We start from the raw sequence: 17814 nt of genomic DNA on the forward strand, positions 1-17814 counted from the left end.
ACAAGTAGTTAAGGGCTATATAAGGTGGTTTAAAAGCAGGCGATGTATCCCTCCGGCTAAAATTTACTGGGCGTTTTGAAAAGGTGTGTTCATTACGTTATCAGGTTTTGGTGGGAGCAAAGTACTCAATTTTTCACCTCTGCAGTTTAAAACGTTTTGACTGGATTTTTGAAAAACCTAGTACTTCTGCTAGTGTTCGGGGGGCGGTAAATAGCGTACAAGTGTCCTTGGTGATGCTTGAATAGTGCCTTGGCTGGGGGTTGATACTCTCTATTTGTGTCCATAAGAGATTGCGCTATGTATTGTTTTAGTTTGTACGATGTCAATATGGAGTGTCTGAACGTGTGCGACATCCTTTAATGGGAGTCGCTGTGTTTTAAGGGGCGAGTATGAGCAAAAGGCCATTGGGTGAGTTGTTAAAGTCCATGCAAGGAAAATCCTGCACGGTAGGTTGGGATGCCGTGGTGATGTACGATCAACGCAAAACTAACGAACTCCTTTATCAGTTATATGTTGAGCGGTACAGCACGGGTGAAGGTATTATTGAACCTGCATCGATGGAGATGGTCTGGGGAGATGGAAGTTATATTGAGCATCTTTTTGGTCTGAAATTAGGTGCCCCTAAACTATCCTTTGAAATATCCAGCCTTGAGCAGCCACCGCGCACACGTCTGACCCTGGATATGATCGGCGGTATGATAGTTAGCACTAACACACTCCCGGGTGGGGGTAGATATGTCTCGCGAATAAAACAGGTTTTACCGGTGGGAGGGCCGCAAATATGGATGGATCAACCGCTGACCAAAGGGTCGGTAGGTGCGGGTGGTGAAGTATTGATTGATATAGGTAAAGCCGACAACTTCAAAGCGAACTTTGTTGTCGGCAGCAGTTCTCAAGATGACGTCGGTAGGCTGTTTAAAGAATATTTTAAAGCGCTGGATGCAGAACAAAAGCGCTTTTCGCTGGGAACATTAAACTGTTTACCGAATGGTGTGTTGACACCTCAAAATTTTGAGATAAAAACGAGAGCGTCTGCGCCTTCTGCATTGATGCAGACCCCAGAATATGGTGATGGGGCGATCATGTTGTTTGTTACTTTGGCCGGTGGAAAGGATGGCGTTGCATTCCCAAATGAAACAAGCGACTACCTGATTCCAACGGATCAAAATGGAGATCTATATACCGCTACTGTCTTGCTGTCGAGCAGGGTATTCATGGAAAAAGTGATAAAGCCCGTATTGGAAGCGGCGATAGGGAATGGGCTTGTGTTGTCGCGCCAGGGTTTTGATGCTGGTATCAGCAGTGGTTTGATGGCGACTGCAGGTGGAGGTGTAACCGGTATTAATGCTCCCTTTTCATACTGGGGGCAAGACAGTATAGGGGGGAACCCTGTACTAAGAATTGCTTATGCGAATATTGAAACACTTGCTTATAAATTTCAGGGTGATAGTTCTCATAATTTACGTGTAAGCACCGGGGCTGAAGGTTTGGATGTGCGTGTCACGTGGGGGGCTGCTGGTGTAGATGAGTACGTGATAAATAACAGTTGGCGGGTGGGGTATCAATATGGCTTTAATATCGAATTGGTGTGTGATCTATTACTTAATACGCTGACGGGTATTGTTAGTTTTGGTGATGCAAGAGTTTTAAAAGAAAGCAGCGAGATAAATTTTCTAAATGATGGTGGGGATTATTGGAATGCGGACGGTAAGGCCGCTAATAAAGCGGCAATTGAAGGGTGTATCAGAGGTGTTCTTAAGAGCGTCATCAAAAAATTTGACATTCCGTCAGTGGATACTTATCTCATTCGAAACCTGTTGTTCTCAGGTCAAAATGCTTTGCAACTGACTCAGGCATTTGTCCCAGGGGATCTTGCCCTGTTTGGTCACATTGATCCTCTTCTGACGTCTGTCTCCATCTCCCCTTTGAGGCACACGATTGAAGCAGGCGGCCACATACAATTTAAGGTGTCTCAAGTATTAAGCAACCCTGGCTGGTCGGTACGAGACGTCGACGCAAAAGCTGAGCAGGTCGGCACAATCAGTTCAACTGGCTACTATACGGCGCCGACACAAGCGCACCTGGCCAGCGGGGTCCTGACAGTAATGATCACCGTGACAGGCGTCTTGCGGGGACAAATAGTGAAAAGCTCTGCATTGATATCGGTCATGCGCAGCCTTATTCAGGTTAGCGATTTATTTTTAACGTGTGATCTCAGTAAAACCAAGGAACTGTCAGCCATCGCACTGGATAATGCACCGCTGACGTTTACTTTAATGACTCCCGAGTGGGGGTCTACATTGACCGAGGTATCAGGTCAAGTCAATCAACGGCTGTATACCGCCGGTGGCATAGTTAGTTCGGATGTATCTTACCCGGTGGATGTCATTGAGGTGAAAAATGGCAATGCAACGGCGTATATTCATGTGCTTATTCAGCATAATCCTTTAACTGCGCCAGTAGGAATAGAGGAGTTGAGTGAGTCGGAGCAGAGGAGTTTGAAATTTAACCTATTAAGCAGTAAGGGACCTTTAACACCTGCCCGTTGGACTTTATTGGCCGGCGAAGGCAGCCTTGATAAGGACAGTGGTGTTTATACTGAGCCGGACACGGTCGCTCCAGGCAGCTTTGCTGTCATAGCCGGAGTTTTTGGAACTGATGATGTGTCGGTGCATGGTTTTATGGCGGTGCCATTACCGTTGTCTCAGTATGTCGATATTATTAATTCTATGAATAATGCAGTTCAGCTGTCACACCTTGATATCAACAGATAGTGTTCTGTTGCTGTGCACCCAGTGAGTGTCATCGGTATCTCTGTGTAACCGGAAAATCTTCAGAGGGTATACACAATGAATGTGTCAATAGCCAATAGCAAGGCCGTGGAAAACCTGACTTCAGGTGACGTAGAACACTGGATGACAACGTATCATTCTGTGTTGGCTACGTTAAAATTACATGAGCTGAAAATCCCTTCAACTATGCATTCCGGTACGTTTGAATTCGATGCCCAAGCGTACACACGTAGTACTCCTGATTCATCTGGAGCGCTTTGGGATATCCAGATTGAGGCCGGTGTCAGGGCTCTGGATTTACGTATTTGCCAAATCGGGTCCGGGCAGTGGGTATTTCACTACAACAACCAACCTTCCGCTAATACAGTGCAGAGCTTGATAGATTGGTGTAATGCCTATTACAGCGCGTCTGATTCAACTGCTATCAATGAAATCCTTGTTTTGAATATTCGTGATTGTTATTCGCTCAGCGGAGCATTCGATTATGTACAGCTAAAAAATCTCTTCGTCAATGGCTTGCAGTCAACGGGATTGATCCCCCGCAAGGCGGCTCTTTTAACGCTGGGTAAAATTCACCATGATTATTGGGGGAAAAACATTATTCTCAGTTGGGATGAATGTGCGGAGGATGATTTGATATGGCCTTGTCGCTGGCAAGGCTGGATCAATACAACTGTGCCTGCAGGTGTCAATCAGAAAACTACAATGCAGGTCTATGTGATTCATAATGCGGACACAGAGTGTTCTTCAACACTCTGTGTGGCTAATGCCAGTCCTCCTGCTATGAGAAATGGTCAGCCGGGCGGCATCTCGGAGCTTGATCATGGTTTGATTGAGAGGTGTATAAATTACAATGTTGATGCTGCGCCGTTTTATGCGCCTGAACTTGAGCAGAGTGGGTATAACTATATTTCGGAAAAAGTCTATTTAATCATTAAGTCAAATGAGAGAGTGATGCAATATCAGATCGATTTGCTTGGAAGGGGTTTTACGGCGTATCCGCACACATTATCTAATGGTTGCCATAATATTGAAATCCCCGCCGCGAGGAATCAGATGTTCAATTTGGCTGTTCGTGCGTTGGATGCTAAAGGGAAAATTACAGGGTCTAAAGTGATAAGCGTTAATACAAATGCTCCCGCTCCTGTTATTGCGCTTGGTGCCGCAAGTGGTTCTGGAAAGCCTAAAATAAAGAGTATACCTATTTATGGTAGTGGTTTAGATAGGATCGCTTTCATCATGTTGGATGTAAATAGCGCTTACGACTTCGATCAAGTGGAGATAACAGTTTTTCGCTTGCAGAAGGAAGGTATAGATAACAATCCTGCGGTATATCAACAAACAGCTTCTAAGTACGCGGCGGGTGCTTCGTTTCATCCCTTGATTAAAGGCGAGGCGTATGTAGCAGTCGTGCAGGGGGCCGACTTTGGAGGCTATAGGTACGGAACCGTTTGGGAACGATTTGGCTCTTGGTCCTGAGTAAAGGCTTAATAGAAAATACAGGCTGAAATGGTGGTCGCCGCCAGCCTGGAGTCGGTTTGTCTGGGCAACCGCTCTAACGGGACCACGTTACAACTTGCGGAGCAAAAGGTTTCCTGCGTAGAGATAATTGCTACGGGTCATTGATTTTTTTACGCCTTCTTTACGCCCCCGCACCCCTCTCGATCTCGATCCTTTACGCCCACATTGCACACACTCTTCCTACACGCGGCACGTGCCGCTTTGGGAGAGTTGTCATGGGCGTTCTGGATGGGGTGTCCCTGCTGCTGGCAGTGGGGCTGTTCGTTTATCTGTTGGTTGCGCTGTTGCGCGCAGATCAGAACTAGGAGCGGATATGCACAGTTATGACTATGCGCTGATTCTGGCCTTCTTCGTTCTGGTATTACTGCCAGCACCGTGGCTGGGGCGCTTTTATTACAAAGTGATGGAAGGTCAGCGTACCTGGATGACCCCGGTACTGGGGCCCGTCGAAAACGTGTGCTATCGCATTGCCGGGGTAGACCCGAACAGCGAGCAAAGCTGGGTCAAGTACATGCTGGCGCTGCTGGCCTTTAACCTTGCGGGCTTTGTCATCCTGTTCGCGATTCTGCTGTTTCAGCAGTACCTGCCACTCAACCCGCAGCATTTGCCGGGGCAAGAGTGGACGCTGGCGTTCAACACGGCGGTGAGCTTTGTCACCAACACCAACTGGCAAAGTTACAGCGGCGAAGCGTCGCTCAGTTACCTCAGCCAGATGGTCGGCCTGACCGTGCAGAACTTTGTCAGTGCGGCCACCGGTCTTGCGGTCCTGGTTGCGCTGTGTCGCGGTATCAGCCGCCGCTCAACCAAAACGCTGGGTAACTTCTGGGCGGACATGACCCGCGCCACGCTGTACGGCCTGTTGCCGTTGTGCCTGGTGTTGGCAGTGTTTCTGGTGTGGCAGGGCGTGCCGCAAACCTTTGCTCACTATGTCAACGCTGTGACGATGCAAGGTGTCGACCAGGTGATCCCGCTGGGCCCGGCTGCCAGCCAGATTGCGATCAAGCAACTGGGCACCAATGGCGGTGGTTTCTTCGGTGCCAACTCGGCGCACCCGTTCGAGAACCCGACAGCCTGGAGCAACCTGTTTGAACTGGCGTCGATCATCCTGATCCCGGTGGCGCTGGTGTTCACCTTTGGCCATTACGTCAAAGACTTGCGCCAAAGCCGGGCCATCATGGCCTGCATGCTGGCGTTGTTCCTGATCGGTGGTGGCACCGCGCTGTATGCCGAGTACCAGCCCAACCCGACGCTGAACAGCCCGCTGGTTGAGCACACTGCGCCGCTGGAAGGCAAGGAAGTCCGCTTCGGCACCACCGCCACAGTGCTGTGGGCCGAGACCACTACCGCCGCTTCCAACGGTTCGGTGAACGCCATGCACGACAGCCTTAACCCTATGAGCGGGATGGTGGCGATGGTCAACATGATGGTTGGCGAAGTGATCTTCGGCGGTGTCGGTGCCGGGCTTTACGGCATGTTGCTCAACGTGCTGATCGCGGTGTTCCTTGCTGGCTTGATGATCGGCCGCACCCCGGAGTACCTCGGTAAAAAACTGCAGGCCAAAGAAGTGCAATTGCTGGTGGTGACCCTGCTGGTGATGCCGGTGGGTGTGCTGGTGCTGGCCGCCATTGCGGCGGTATTGCCCAGCGCAGTGGCGGCGGTGAGTAACCCCGGCCCACACGGTTTCAGCCAGATCTTGTACGCCTTCACCTCGGCCAGTGCCAACAACGGCTCGGCGTTTGGCGGGCTCAGTGGCAACACGCCGTTTTACAACCTGATGCTGAGCCTGGGCATGTTGCTCGGACGCTTCGGTTACATCCTCCCGGTACTGGCCCTGGCGGGCAGCCTGGCTATGAAGAAAACCGCACCGGTTGGCCAAAACACCTTTCCGACCCACGGCCCGCTGTTTGTGGCACTGCTGACCGTGACCATTTTGCTGGTAGGCGGCCTGACCTTCTTGCCGACGCTGGCACTGGGTCCCATCGCTGAACAACTGACTATGGGCTTCTAAGGAGACGATCATGACTATGCCTGCTCCTGTTTCAAAATTGACGCCTACGCCTGAAACCCAGGCGCCGCAAACCCCTAAAACGGCGTTTGCCGACCTCTGGCGCCCGGCGTTGCTGCAAGCCTTCGTCAAGCTCGACCCGCGCCAGTTGAAACGCTCGCCGGTGATGCTGGTGGTTGAGCTGACCGCCATTTTCACCTCAGTGTTGTGCTTTATGCCGGAGGCGTCGGTGCCCACTGCGGTGGCCGTGCAAATCGCCATCTGGCTGTGGTTCACCGTGTTGTTCGCCAACTTTGCCGAAGCCTTGGCCGAAGGTCGCGGTAAAGCCCGCGCCGACAGCCTCAAGGCCGGCAGTGAGGGCTTGAGTGCTCGCCGCCGGACCACCACGGGCAGCTTTGAAATCGTGCCGGCCACCCGTCTGCGCAAAGGCGATGTGGTGCGCGTTGAGGCCGGGGAGATGATCCCCGGTGACGGCGAGGTGATCGAAGGGATTGCCGCCGTCAATGAGGCCGCGATTACCGGCGAGTCTGCGCCGGTGATCCGTGAGTCGGGCGGGGATCGCTCGGCGGTCACCGGCAACACTCGGTTGGTGTCGGACTGGCTGCTGGTGCGCATCAGCACCAACCCCGGCGAGTCGACCCTGGACCGCATGATTGCCCTGGTCGAAGGCGCCAAGCGACAGAAAACCCCGAACGAAATCGCCCTGGATATTCTGCTGATCGGTCTGACCCTGATCTTCCTGATCGTGGTGGTGACCCTGCAACCGTTTGCCTTCTATGCCGGTGGCAGCCTGCCGCTGGTGTTTCTGGTGGCGCTGTTGGTCACGCTGATCCCGACCACCATTGGTGGCTTGCTGTCCGCCATCGGTATCGCCGGTATGGACCGTCTGGTGCGCCTTAACGTGATCGCCAAATCGGGCCGCGCGGTTGAAGCAGCGGGTGACGTGCATGTACTGATGCTCGACAAGACCGGCACCATCACCTTTGGTAACCGCCGTTGCGCCGCTCTGTATGCCTCACCCGGTGTGACCGCCAAAGAGCTGGCCGAAGGGGCGCTGCGTGCGTCGCTGGCGGACGACACAGCGGAAGGCAAGTCCATCGTCGAATTCATTCGCGGCTTGCACAGCTTCACTGAACCTGCGGCCGAGGAATTCACAGCGGTGCCGTTTACCGCCGAAACACGCTTGTCGGGCATCGACTACCACGGCCGGGTGTACCGCAAAGGCGCGGTGGACTCCGTGCTGGCCTTTGTCGGAATGAAACGTCACGAAGTGCTGCCTGCGTTGTCCCGTGAAATCGACAAAATCGCACAAAGTGGCGGCACCCCGTTGCTGGTCTGTGGCCAGGGCCGTTTGCTTGGCGCGATCCACCTCAAGGACGTGGTCAAACCCGGCATTCGCGAGCGCTTTGCCGAACTGCGCAAGCTGGGCATTCGGACCGTGATGGTGACCGGCGACAACCCGTTGACCGCCGCCGCAATCGCAGCCGAAGCCGGGGTGGATGATGTGTTGGCCGAGGCCACACCCGAGAAAAAACTGGCGCGCATTCGCCATGAGCAAAACGACGGCCGCCTGGTTGCGATGTGCGGCGACGGCGCCAACGACGCCCCGGCGCTGGCTCAGGCTGACGTGGGCATGGCGATGAACGACGGCACCCAGGCGGCGCGTGAAGCGGCCAACATGGTCGACCTCGACAGCGACCCGACCAAGCTGCTGGACGTGGTGCAGATCGGTAAGGAACTGTTGGTGACGCGAGGCGCGCTGACGACCTTTTCGATTGCCAACGACGTGGCGAAATACTTCGCGATCTTGCCGGCGCTGTTTGCCTCGATCTACCCGCAGTTGGGCGTGCTCAACATCATGCACCTGGCCAGCCCGCAGAGCGCGATTCTCTCGGCCATCGTGTTCAACGCCTTGATCATCGTGGTGTTGATCCCCTTGGCCCTGCGCGGGGTGCGGGTACAGGCGGCCAGCGCTGCACACCTGCTGCGTCGCAACTTGCTGATCTATGGCGTGGGCGGGCTGGTGGTGCCGTTTATCGGCATCAAGCTGATCGACATGCTGCTCACTGCGCTGCACTTGGTTTAAGCGTTTTCGGAGAGATTGATCATGGCAAATTTATTACGTCCGGCCTTGAGCCTGATGCTGTTGATGACTGTCATTACCGGCGTGGCTTACCCGCTGGTCGTGACCGGGATCGCCCAAGTGGCGTTCCCGCAGCAAGCCAACGGCAGCCTGGTGCGTGACAGCGCCGGGCAGGTCAAGGGCTCGGCATTGATTGCGCAAGACTTTACCGGTGATGACTGGTTCCACCCTCGGCCTTCGGCGGGGGCGTTTGCCACGGTGTCGAGCTCGGCGAGCAACCTGGCGCCGAGCAACCCGGCCCTGGCCACACGGGTCAAGGAGAGTGCAGCGCAGCTTGCCGTGCCGGATCAAGGCCCGGTGCCGATGGCCATGCTGACCACGTCGGGCAGCGGTCTGGACCCGCACTTGCCACCGGAGGCAATTCGCTATCAACTGGTACGGGTTGCAGCGGCTCGGCACTTGCCGGTACAAACGGTTGAACAGTTGCTTGAACAACACATCGAACAACCGTTGATAGGCCCGCCGGTGGTCAATGTGCTGTTGCTGAACCAGGCGTTGGCGCAGTTGCAGTAAATCTCCTGTAGGAGTGAGCTCGCCTCGCGATCTTTAAAACTCGCGAGACAAGCTCGCTCCTACAGTTTATGTATTCATCAGGACAAACCCATGAGCCATTCCGGTCGCGCCGATGCGTTGTTAGCTGACTTGCCACGCGCAGGCCGTGGCCGGCTCAAAGTGTTTCTGGGCGCGGCCCCCGGCGTTGGCAAGACGTACGCCATGCTGCAGGCCGCGCACACCCAATTGCGCCAAGGGGTCACGCTGTTGGCCGGGGTGGTCGAAACCCATGGCCGCGCTGAAACCGAAGTGTTGCTCAACGGCTTGCCTCAACTGGCCATGCTGCGCTCGGAGTATCGCGGCGTGCAGCTCGAAGAAATGGACCTCGATGGCCTGCTCGCGGCCAAGCCCAAGCTGGTGCTGGTCGATGAACTGGCCCACAGCAATGCACCCGGCAGCCGTCATGCCAAGCGCTGGCAGGACGTGCAGGAGTTGCTGGCAGCGGGTATCGACGTCTATACCACGGTCAACGTTCAACATCTCGAAAGCCTCAACGACCAGGTGCGCGGTATCACCGGGGTGCAAGTGCGTGAAACCGTGCCCGACTGGATCGTCCAGGAAGCCTATGAGCTGCTGTTGATCGACCTGCCACCCCGTGAGCTGCTGGAGCGTCTGCGTGAAGGCAAAGTCTATGTGCCTGAGCAGGCCCGTGCGGCCATCGATGCGTTTTTCTCCCAGACCAACCTCAACGCCCTGCGCGAGCTGGCGATGCAGACCGCCGCCGTGTACGTCGACGATGAGCTGGACAAAGGCTATCGGCAGCAAGGGCAATCGGCCCCGGCGCTGCGCGGGCGGCTGTTGGTGGGCGTGGACGGTGATGTGCATGCCGAGCGTTTGGTTCGCCATGCCAGCCGGGTCGCAGAGCGGCGGCATTTGCCCTGGAGCCTGGTGCATGTGGATAACGGCACCGTGCGTGACGAGCAATCGCGCCTGCGCTTGCAGAGTGCCCAGCAATTGGCCGAGCGCCTGGGCGGCGAAGTGGTGTTGCTGCGTGCGGGCGAGGTGGCCAAAACCTTGATCCAGCACGCCAGCGAGCGCCGGGCCAGCCTGCTGCTGGTGGGCCAGTCGCGGCTGACCTGGCGCCGCCGGATGTTTGGCGGCGGGCTGGCAGCGCGCTTGCTGCGCGATGCCCATGGCCTGGAAATTAACGTGCTCGACCACGAGCAATCGCCCGCGCCGGTGGTGACCCGTGGCAAGCACACGCTGGTGTGGTTTGACTATGGTCTGGCGCTGGTGGCCACGGTGCTTGCCAGCGCCTTGGCCTGGGGGGTTTCCAGTGTGTTGGCGTTGCCCAACATCTCGCTGGTGTTTCTTGCGGCGGTGTTGCTGGTGGCGGTGCGCAGCAGCCTTGGGCCAGCGCTGGCCTGTGCGGCGATGTCATTTCTGGCTTATGACTTTCTGTTTATCCCGCCCAATTTCTCGTTCAGCATCCAGCGCGAAGAAGACGTGCTCACGCTGTTGTTCTTTCTGTTGATGGCGGCTCTTACCGGTAACCTGGCCGCGCGCCAACGCCGACAACTGCAAGCCTTACGCGACACCCAGGAAGAGACCACGCAGTTGCTCGACTTGTCGCGCAAGCTTACCGCCGCCACGGACCGTCAGGCAGTCATCAATGCCGCCGCCCAGCATTTGAGTGGCTGGAAAGAGCTCAACATGTGCCTGCTCAAGCGCGATGACAAAGGCGACTGGACCATCGAAACCGGCGGCCCTTTGCATTTCAACGAAGCCGAGCGCGCCGCTGCGGACTGGGCCTGGGCACACCTTCAACCGGCAGGCAAAGGCACGGGCACGTTGCCCATGGGCAATTGGTGGTGGTGGCCGATCAGCGCTGAAGAAGGGCCGCTGGCCTTGCTCGGCGTCAGCCCCAAAGACGGGCAAACCCTCAGTGGCCAACGTCGGCGCCTGTTGATGGCCTTGAGTCAGCCGCTGGCCCAGGCGCTGGCCCGTGCGCGGTTGGCGCAAGACCTGGAAGCTGCGCGCCTGCATGGCGAAACCGAACAATTGCGCAGTGCTTTGCTGGCCTCGGTGTCCCATGACTTGCGCACCCCGCTGACCACCATGCGCGGCAGCATCGACACGCTGCTGGCGCTGGGGGAAGCGATCGCGCTGGAAGATCGACGTGAGTTGCTCGAAGGCACCCGCGATGAAGCTGAGCGACTGGATCGCTATATCCAGAACCTGCTGGACATGACCCGCTTGGGCCACGGCGCCTTGAAACTGGCCCGTGACTGGGTGTCACCCGCCGACATCGTGGGCAGTGCCTTGAACCGGCTGCGTGCCGTGCTGGCGCCGTTGCAGGTGCAAGTGGACGTGCCGCCGCAATTGCCGCTGTTGCATGTGCATGCGGCGTTGATCGAACAGGCTTTGGTCAATGTGCTGGAGAACGCTGCACGCTTTTCACCGCCCCATGGGCAACTGCGCCTGAGCGCCGGGGCGCATGAAGGGGAGTTGTGGTTTGCGGTGAGTGATCAAGGGCCGGGCATTCCCGAAGAAGACCGTGCCAAGATTTTTGACATGTTTTACACCGCTGCCCGTGGCGACCGAGGCGGGCAGGGCACCGGGCTTGGTCTGGCCATTTGCCTCGGCATGGTCGGCGCCCATGGCGGGCGCATTACTGTCGGTGAAGGCATCGACGGGCAGGGCACCTGTATCACCCTGTATTTGCCGCTGCGCGATCAACCGGCCATGGATCAGGAAGAGGCGGAGCGTGAAGACTGATACTCTTTGGCCCTACTTTTGTTGCGATGAATTGCCATGAGCCAGCCTGCGACGATTTTGGTCATTGATGACGAACCTCAGATCCGCAAGTTTTTGCGCATCAGCCTGGTGTCCCAGGGCTACACCGTGCTTGAGGCGGCGACCGGAGCCGAAGGCTTGAGCCAGGCGGCGTTGAACAAACCGGACGTCATGGTGCTCGACCTCGGCTTGCCGGACATGGACGGCCAGCAGGTGTTGTGCGAGTTTCGCGAGTGGTCGACGGCGCCGGTGCTGGTGTTGTCAGTGCGCGCCAGCGAAGCGCAAAAAGTCCAGGCGCTGGACGGTGGCGCCAATGACTACGTGACCAAGCCGTTTGGCATTCAGGAGTTTTTGGCGCGCATCCGCGCCTTGTTGCGTCAGGCACCCAGCGGAGAAACCCGGCAAGCGGCAGTTGAACTGGGCCCCTTGATCATTGATCTGGCGTTTCGCCGGGTGCTGCTCGACGGCGTAGAAGTGGGCCTGACCCGCAAGGAATACGCGGTGCTGGCGCAACTGGCGAGCCATCCGGGGCGGGTAATTACCCAGCAGCAATTGCTCAAGGACATCTGGGGCCCGAGCCATGTCGAGAACAGCCATTATCTGCGGATCGTGATCGGGCATTTACGGCAAAAACTGGCCGATGATCCGACCTCGCCGCGTTTTATCGCCACCGAGGCCGGTGTGGGCTACCGGCTGTTGAGCTGACGCCGCGTCAGGGTTGCGAGCGCTGGTCAGATTCATAGCGGTCCAGCGTGTCTTTGGCAATTTCCCGGCCTAAGGCGATCAGTTCGGCGGCCTTGTAAAACTCAAAGAAGCGGCACACCCGTTTTGGCACGTTGATCAAAATATCCGGCGGGTATCCGGCGATTTTGTACTGCGCCAAAGAGGTCTGCATCACCTCGAAGCTCTGGTTGATCAGATCCAGCAGCGACGCCGGGCCGACGTTGTCGATGATGACTGAACCCGTGGCGGACTTTGGCGCGCCTTGCGTGTTGGCCCCAAGGGTGGGCGCAGGCTTGGGGGTCGCTGAGTCGATCCAGGGATTAAAGGGCACTTCGGCTTCTGGTTCGGTGGCAGGCTTGAGCATCTCCTGTTCAAGGTCGAGCAGGTGCTCTGCCTGGCGGGTGCGAAACGGCATGTGCGAGCCCAGCGAATTCATCAGGTTGTTAAACCGGCCTTTAAAGGCCGCCGGGCGCGGGATCACCGGGAGCTGGTAATGGTTTTGCGTGGTGGAGTTGAGGTTGACGGCGACAATCAGGTCGCAGTGGCTGGACACCACCGGAACGATGGGTAGCGGGTTCAGCAAACCGCCATCGACCAGCATGCGATTGCCCTGCATCACCGGGGTAAACAGGCTGGGGATGGCTGCCGAGGCGCGCATGGCCTGGTGCAGGCAGCCTTCTTGAAACCAGATTTCCTGCTGATGGGTCAGGTCGGTAGCGACGGCGGTATAAGGGATGCGCAGGTCTTCAATATTGATCTCGCCGACAATGTTGCGAATTTGCCCGAAGACTCTCTCGCCACGAATGGCCCCGAGGCGGAAACTCACGTCCACCAGGCGCAGTACATCCAGATAATCCAGGCTTTGAATCCAGTCGCGGTACTGGTCAAGCTTGCCGGCGGCATAAATCCCGCCCACCACGGCGCCCATCGAACAGCCGGCAATGCAGGCAATCTCGTAACCCCGGCTTTCAAGCTCTTCAATGACCCCGATGTGGGCATAGCCCCGCGCGCCTCCGGAGCCCAATACCAGTGCAATACGTTTTTTCATGAGCCGGTCCTTTGCAAGACAAGTGCTTACAATGCCTTTTTGTGTGAGTCAGTGACAGCTCAAAGCGGTTTGGCGAGCTAGTCTTGCTCCACGACGTTTTGCGTTACGGCACTTTTAGGCCGGTTGCCCGTCTTAGCACTGAACAATTATTTGAGGATTTGCCCCATGAAAGCTTGGATCTGTGTGCCATTAATGGCGATTGCTTTGGTCGGTTGCGCGGGCAAGAAGGTTTACCGTGACAGTTGCGGCACGCAGCTAGACGCGGCCTGGCACGAACTGGACCTGGCCAAGGCCGAAGGCTTTGCCGGTACGGTCAGCTATTCCAAAGCCCTGTCTTTGCTGACGGCGGCGAAAACTCAGCAACAATTCGAGGCCTTTGAAGGCTGCACGACCAAGGCCGAGAAGGCGCGCTTCTATATCCAGGAGTCCCGCGCCGGGCGTTGAGGCGCCAACCTGACGAGGGAGAGTAGGGATGTCTGATTTGGTTAATCGGATCGTAGCTAACTGCTTGCGCCTGGAGGTCAAGTTGTTGGCCTGCCAGGCGCGTTTAGAGGCCCAAACCGATCCTGAAGCACTGCATGACCTGCGCACCACGGTCCGTCGTTTGCGCAGCCTGTTACGTCCGCTGCGGGGGTTGCCGGGCGTGGTCCAGCTTGAAATGTCGGCCTCGCAGGTCGGCGTTTTGACAACCCCGCTGCGTGACCTTGAAGTGTTGGCGGCGCACCTGGAGCAACAGGGCCACCCGACCCTGGCCAAGCGCCGGTTAACCCAATTGGCCGGCAGCTACCCGCGGGTGGCGGCCAGTACTGAGCTGTCGCAATTGCTGATGATCCTCGAGGCGTTCCCACGCTTTTTGCGCGCCAGCGAGCGCGAGTGCTTGTTGCGCGGGTTGCGCCAACGCATTGAGGCGATTTTGGCCAAGCAATGGCAGGCGCTGCACAAAGCCCTGAAAGACCCGGCCCACGACCGGCATAAGGTCCGATTGTTGATCAAGCGTGTGCGTTATGGCGCCGAGGCCTATCCCGAGCTGGACCGCGTGCCCAAGGCCGTGATGAAACACCTGAAAGACGCGCAAAAGGCCTTGGGTGAATGGCATGACGCCTGGCAGTGGCTCGCTCAGGCTGAGCAACAGCCTGACTTGCAGCCGTGCGTTGAGCAATGGCGCGCCACCTTGGCCCGAGGCGAGAAACGCGCCGACCGGGTGTTGGCCAAATTGCGCTAAGCACCTCTGTAGGAGCGAGCTTGCCTCGCGATCTTTTGATCTTTAAAAGATCGCAGCCTTCGTGCCTCGGCAGCTCCTACGGATTTGTGTTTTTCACTGCTTCATTTGGCGCATATAGGCGCTGTGCCGAGGCGGGCGGGTCAGTAGTATCACGGCCTATTGTTCAGCGTTGAGGTGTGTATGCAGTTTTCTGAATTGGTCGACGCTGTACGTAAAAACCCCCTGGATGTGACCATCACTGAAGATTGGGGGCAGGGGCGGGCCAGTTTTGGTGGGCTGATGGTGGCGTTGCAGTACGAAGCCATGCGCGCTCAAGTGTCCAGCGAGCGGGCGTTGCGCTCATTGGCGGTGACGTTTGTCGGGCCCGCCGAGCCGGGTGTGCCGGTGAGTTTTGAAGTCGAGGTGCTCCGCGAAGGCAAGGCAGTGAGCCAGGTGCTGGGTCGGGCCGTGCAAAACGGCCAGGTGGTGACACTGGTGCAAGGCAGTTTTGGTGGTGCCCGCGAGTCGGCGGTGAAGGTAGACAGCTTGCCAGCCCCGGACATGAAAGCCCCAGAGCAATGCCCGCTATTGCCCTACATCAAAGGGGTGACCCCGGAGTTCATGCGGCACTTGTCGATGGCGTTTGCCGTGGGCGCCATTCCGTTTACCGGGCGCGGCACACGTGAAATGGGCGGTTGGGTGCGTTTTGCCGGTGAGGTGGCAGAGCAGTCGCTCACAGAAACCCATCTGCTGGCGTTGATCGACACCTGGCCTCCGGCGTTGTTGCCGTTGCTCAACAAACCGACGGCGGGCAGCACGCTGACCTGGACGGTGGAGTTTGTGCAGCCGCTACCCGACGCCAACACCCTTGACTGGTGCAAATACCTGGCGGTGATCGAACATGCCCGTGACGGCTATGGCCATGTGGCGGCCAATCTGTGGGCACCCAATGGCGAGCTGATTGCTATCAGTCGCCAGACCGTCGCCATCTTCGGTTAAAACGTTTTGCTGCGCTGTGCCTGCTCAGCCTTGGCATCCAACTGGCGGCTCTGGTGCTGAATGGCCATGCCGGCGAACAGCGCCACCAGGCCAATCACGGCGCCAGAAGCATCGTTGCTGAATACGCCGGTGGCCAGCAGCAGGAACGCCAACACCATCATCGCCACAGCCAGCAGGCTCAGCGCCTGATGGCTGGCACTGCGGGTGCCTTGTGGGTTAGAGCGCCATTGCCAGGCGGGTAGATCAGGATGACGTTTGCCCATGATTTCTCTCCTTGGTTCAAGGGTTCAGTCTTGTCTGAACCGGATGAGCCAAGAATAGGGGCGAGCCGGGCGAACGGCGAATCGACTCTGGCTATAGGCCTTATAGCTTTAACTGACCAATGGCCCGATTCAGCTCACCGGCCAGTGTTGCCAACTGATTGCTGGTGGTCGCCGAATCGACGGTTTGTTGCACGGTGTCTTCGGTGACATCACGAATGCTGACCACGGCGCGGTTCATTTCTTCGGCCACCTGGCTTTGCTGCTCGGCCGCGACCGCGATTTGCGTATTGCTTTCGCGCATTTGCGCCACCGCGTGGGTGATCTCGGCCAAGGCTGCGCCTGCCTCTTGAGCCTGTTGCACGCAATCGTCGGCCTTGAACGAGCTTTCTTGCATAAAGTCCACGGCATCACGGGTGCCGGCCTGCAAGGCTGAAACCATCTTGGTGATTTCGTCGGTAGAGGTTTGCACGCGCTTGGCCAAGTGCCGCACTTCGTCGGCCACCACGGCAAAACCACGGCCCATGTCGCCGGCCCGGGCGGCTTCGATGGCAGCGTTGAGCGCCAGCAGGTTGGTTTGTTCAGCGATGCTGTGGATCACACTGACCACGCTATTGATCTGCTGGCTGTCCTGGGCCAGTTGCTGAATCATCTCGGCGGTTTTTTGCACGCCATCGGAGAGGTTGGCAATGGAGGTTTGCACGCGGCTGACCACTTGTTGCCCGCTGCCGGCCAGGTCATCGGCGGTTTGCGACAAATCACGGGTGGCACCTGCGTGCTGGGCGATGTGATGGACCGTGGCAGTCATCTCATTGATGGCCGTGGCGGCCTGGTCCGTCTCGCTTTGCTGGCCGAGCATGCCGTGTTGCACTTCGTTCATGCTGCTGGCCAGGCGCGCGGCCCCGGCATCCAGTTGCGCGGCGGTGTCTGCAACGGTGTTGACCACCCGCTGATAACCGGCCTGCATGGCATTGAACGCGCTGGCCATTTGGCCGACTTCATCGGTGCAGGCCAACGGCACGCGGGCCGACAAATCGCCGGTTTTTTCGACGTGCAGCATCACATCCTTGAGGGTGTTGAGCTGGCTGAGCAGAAAACGAATCAACAATTGAGAGGCGCAGAGCATGGCCAGCATCAGCACCAGGACGGCCGCTGCATAATTGGGCAAACGCTCGACGAACACTTGCGCCAGGCTGGGCGCATAGGCCAGCACGGCGACCTTCTGGCCATTCTCGCGGCTGACCACCTCGGCCCCGGACAGCGGGTTTTGCCCGAACAGCGGCATGTGATTGAGCGATACCCAGCCGTTGGCGTCGCTTAATTGCGGCAACGGCTGATCGTTGACGGTCGGCACCGTGTTGGGCGCCAGTGGCAGCAGGTCTTGGGCTTCGGGCAGTGGCTGATTGGCCGGCCACACGCTGAGCAGGTGCGCCTGAGCCTTGGCATTGGCGTGGGCGGCGTTACTGCGTGATTGCTGTTCGAGTTGCACGGCGTAGAGCACCAGCAGCAACGTGGTGACAAAAGCCACCGCATTCACAGCCCAGAATTTGTATTTAAGCGAGATGTTGCTAAGCCAGGCACCCATGGAAGGTCTTCTCTGATGTGGCGAACACAATATTGGCAAGGTGCCATCATTGTGCCGCTACTTTATGAAGACAATGTTGATATGGGTCAAGCTGTCCGATACAAGGAGGACCCGGCTTGGGAAGATCAAAAGATCGCGAGGCAAGCTCGCTCCTACAGATTGAACTGCCCCCAAAAGTTGGACACCCATCCAACTTTTTGGGTTTTCAACATGAATAAGTACACAGAGCAATTTAAGCTCACCGCCATC

15 protein-coding genes are annotated in these 17814 nt (G+C 57.2%); 12 read left to right on the forward strand and 3 right to left on the reverse strand.

What is annotated here, in order from left to right:
- Nucleotides 1-389 precede the first annotated feature (389 nt).
- The 8 genes from AAEZ03_RS18665 (at nt 390) to AAEZ03_RS18700 (ending at nt 12454) form a co-directional block, all read left to right on the forward strand.
- The gene (locus AAEZ03_RS18665; protein ID WP_350580604.1) at nt 390-2774 is read left to right on the forward strand and encodes a hypothetical protein; all 2385 of its coding nucleotides are present in this window, start codon (nt 390-392) and stop codon (nt 2772-2774) included.
- A gap of 75 nt (nt 2775-2849) precedes the next feature.
- Nucleotides 2850-4271, forward strand: coding sequence for a PI-PLC domain-containing protein (locus AAEZ03_RS18670; RefSeq protein WP_350580607.1), 1422 nt, complete (start codon nt 2850-2852; stop codon nt 4269-4271).
- A 257-nt stretch (nt 4272-4528) separates the two neighbouring features.
- Nucleotides 4529-4618, forward strand: a complete 90-nt coding sequence (gene kdpF, locus AAEZ03_RS18675; RefSeq protein WP_048368646.1) for a K(+)-transporting ATPase subunit F — start codon at nt 4529-4531, stop codon at nt 4616-4618.
- An 8-nt stretch (nt 4619-4626) separates the two neighbouring features.
- Nucleotides 4627-6321: a potassium-transporting ATPase subunit KdpA gene (kdpA, locus tag AAEZ03_RS18680; protein WP_314918762.1), complete on the forward strand. Its 1695-nt coding sequence runs from the start codon at nt 4627-4629 to the stop codon at nt 6319-6321.
- Between the two features lie 10 nt (nt 6322-6331).
- Nucleotides 6332-8404, forward strand: a complete 2073-nt coding sequence (gene kdpB / locus AAEZ03_RS18685; RefSeq protein ID WP_350580610.1) for a potassium-transporting ATPase subunit KdpB — start codon at nt 6332-6334, stop codon at nt 8402-8404.
- A 21-nt stretch (nt 8405-8425) separates the two neighbouring features.
- Complete coding sequence (gene kdpC, locus AAEZ03_RS18690; RefSeq protein ID WP_153330578.1) at nt 8426-8974, forward strand: potassium-transporting ATPase subunit KdpC; 549 nt, start codon at nt 8426-8428, stop codon at nt 8972-8974.
- Nucleotides 8975-9064: 90 nt separating this feature from the next.
- Entirely contained in the window at nt 9065-11731 is a 2667-nt protein-coding gene (locus AAEZ03_RS18695; RefSeq protein WP_278941542.1) for a DUF4118 domain-containing protein, read from the forward strand.
- 36 nt (nt 11732-11767) lie between these two features.
- Entirely contained in the window at nt 11768-12454 is a 687-nt protein-coding gene (locus AAEZ03_RS18700) for a response regulator (protein ID WP_262126848.1), read from the forward strand.
- A 7-nt stretch (nt 12455-12461) separates the two neighbouring features.
- Here the strand turns inward: AAEZ03_RS18700 and AAEZ03_RS18705 are convergent, their stop codons facing one another.
- Nucleotides 12462-13520, reverse strand: coding sequence for a patatin-like phospholipase family protein (locus AAEZ03_RS18705; RefSeq protein ID WP_278941545.1), 1059 nt, complete (start codon nt 13518-13520; stop codon nt 12462-12464).
- A 165-nt stretch (nt 13521-13685) separates the two neighbouring features.
- Between AAEZ03_RS18705 and AAEZ03_RS18710 the strand changes: the two genes are divergently transcribed.
- From AAEZ03_RS18710 to AAEZ03_RS18720, 3 genes are all read left to right on the forward strand, one after another.
- Nucleotides 13686-13964, forward strand: coding sequence for a hypothetical protein (locus tag AAEZ03_RS18710; protein WP_153334620.1), 279 nt, complete (start codon nt 13686-13688; stop codon nt 13962-13964).
- Between the two features lie 28 nt (nt 13965-13992).
- Nucleotides 13993-14742 (forward strand): CHAD domain-containing protein, encoded by a 750-nt coding sequence (locus AAEZ03_RS18715; protein ID WP_350580615.1) that lies wholly within the window; start codon nt 13993-13995, stop codon nt 14740-14742.
- Nucleotides 14743-14922: 180 nt separating this feature from the next.
- A complete protein-coding gene (locus AAEZ03_RS18720) occupies nt 14923-15720 on the forward strand; it encodes an acyl-CoA thioesterase (protein WP_153334616.1) in 798 nt (265 codons plus the stop codon).
- Here the strand turns inward: AAEZ03_RS18720 and AAEZ03_RS18725 are convergent.
- Nucleotides 15717-15983, reverse strand: a complete 267-nt coding sequence (locus AAEZ03_RS18725) for a terminase (protein WP_350580617.1) — start codon at nt 15981-15983, stop codon at nt 15717-15719. The two genes, AAEZ03_RS18720 and AAEZ03_RS18725, sit on opposite strands and share 4 nt — an antisense overlap.
- 100 nt (nt 15984-16083) lie before the next feature.
- Nucleotides 16084-17565 carry a methyl-accepting chemotaxis protein gene (locus tag AAEZ03_RS18730; protein ID WP_350580619.1) on the reverse strand — a complete coding sequence of 494 codons (1482 nt, stop codon included), beginning with the start codon at nt 17563-17565 and terminating at the stop codon, nt 16084-16086.
- 15 nt (nt 17566-17580) lie between these two features.
- On the opposite strand from AAEZ03_RS18730, the gene AAEZ03_RS18735 reads away from it, so the two are divergent.
- Nucleotides 17581-17814, forward strand: a 234-nt coding sequence (locus AAEZ03_RS18735) for a hypothetical protein (RefSeq protein WP_350580621.1), incomplete at its 3' end; no start/stop codon positions are given.

Origin of the sequence: Pseudomonas sp. HY2-MNA-CIBAN-0224, assembly GCF_040310285.1 — a bacterium.
In the GTDB taxonomy this organism is placed as follows: Bacteria; Pseudomonadota; Gammaproteobacteria; order Pseudomonadales; family Pseudomonadaceae; genus Aquipseudomonas; species Aquipseudomonas helleri.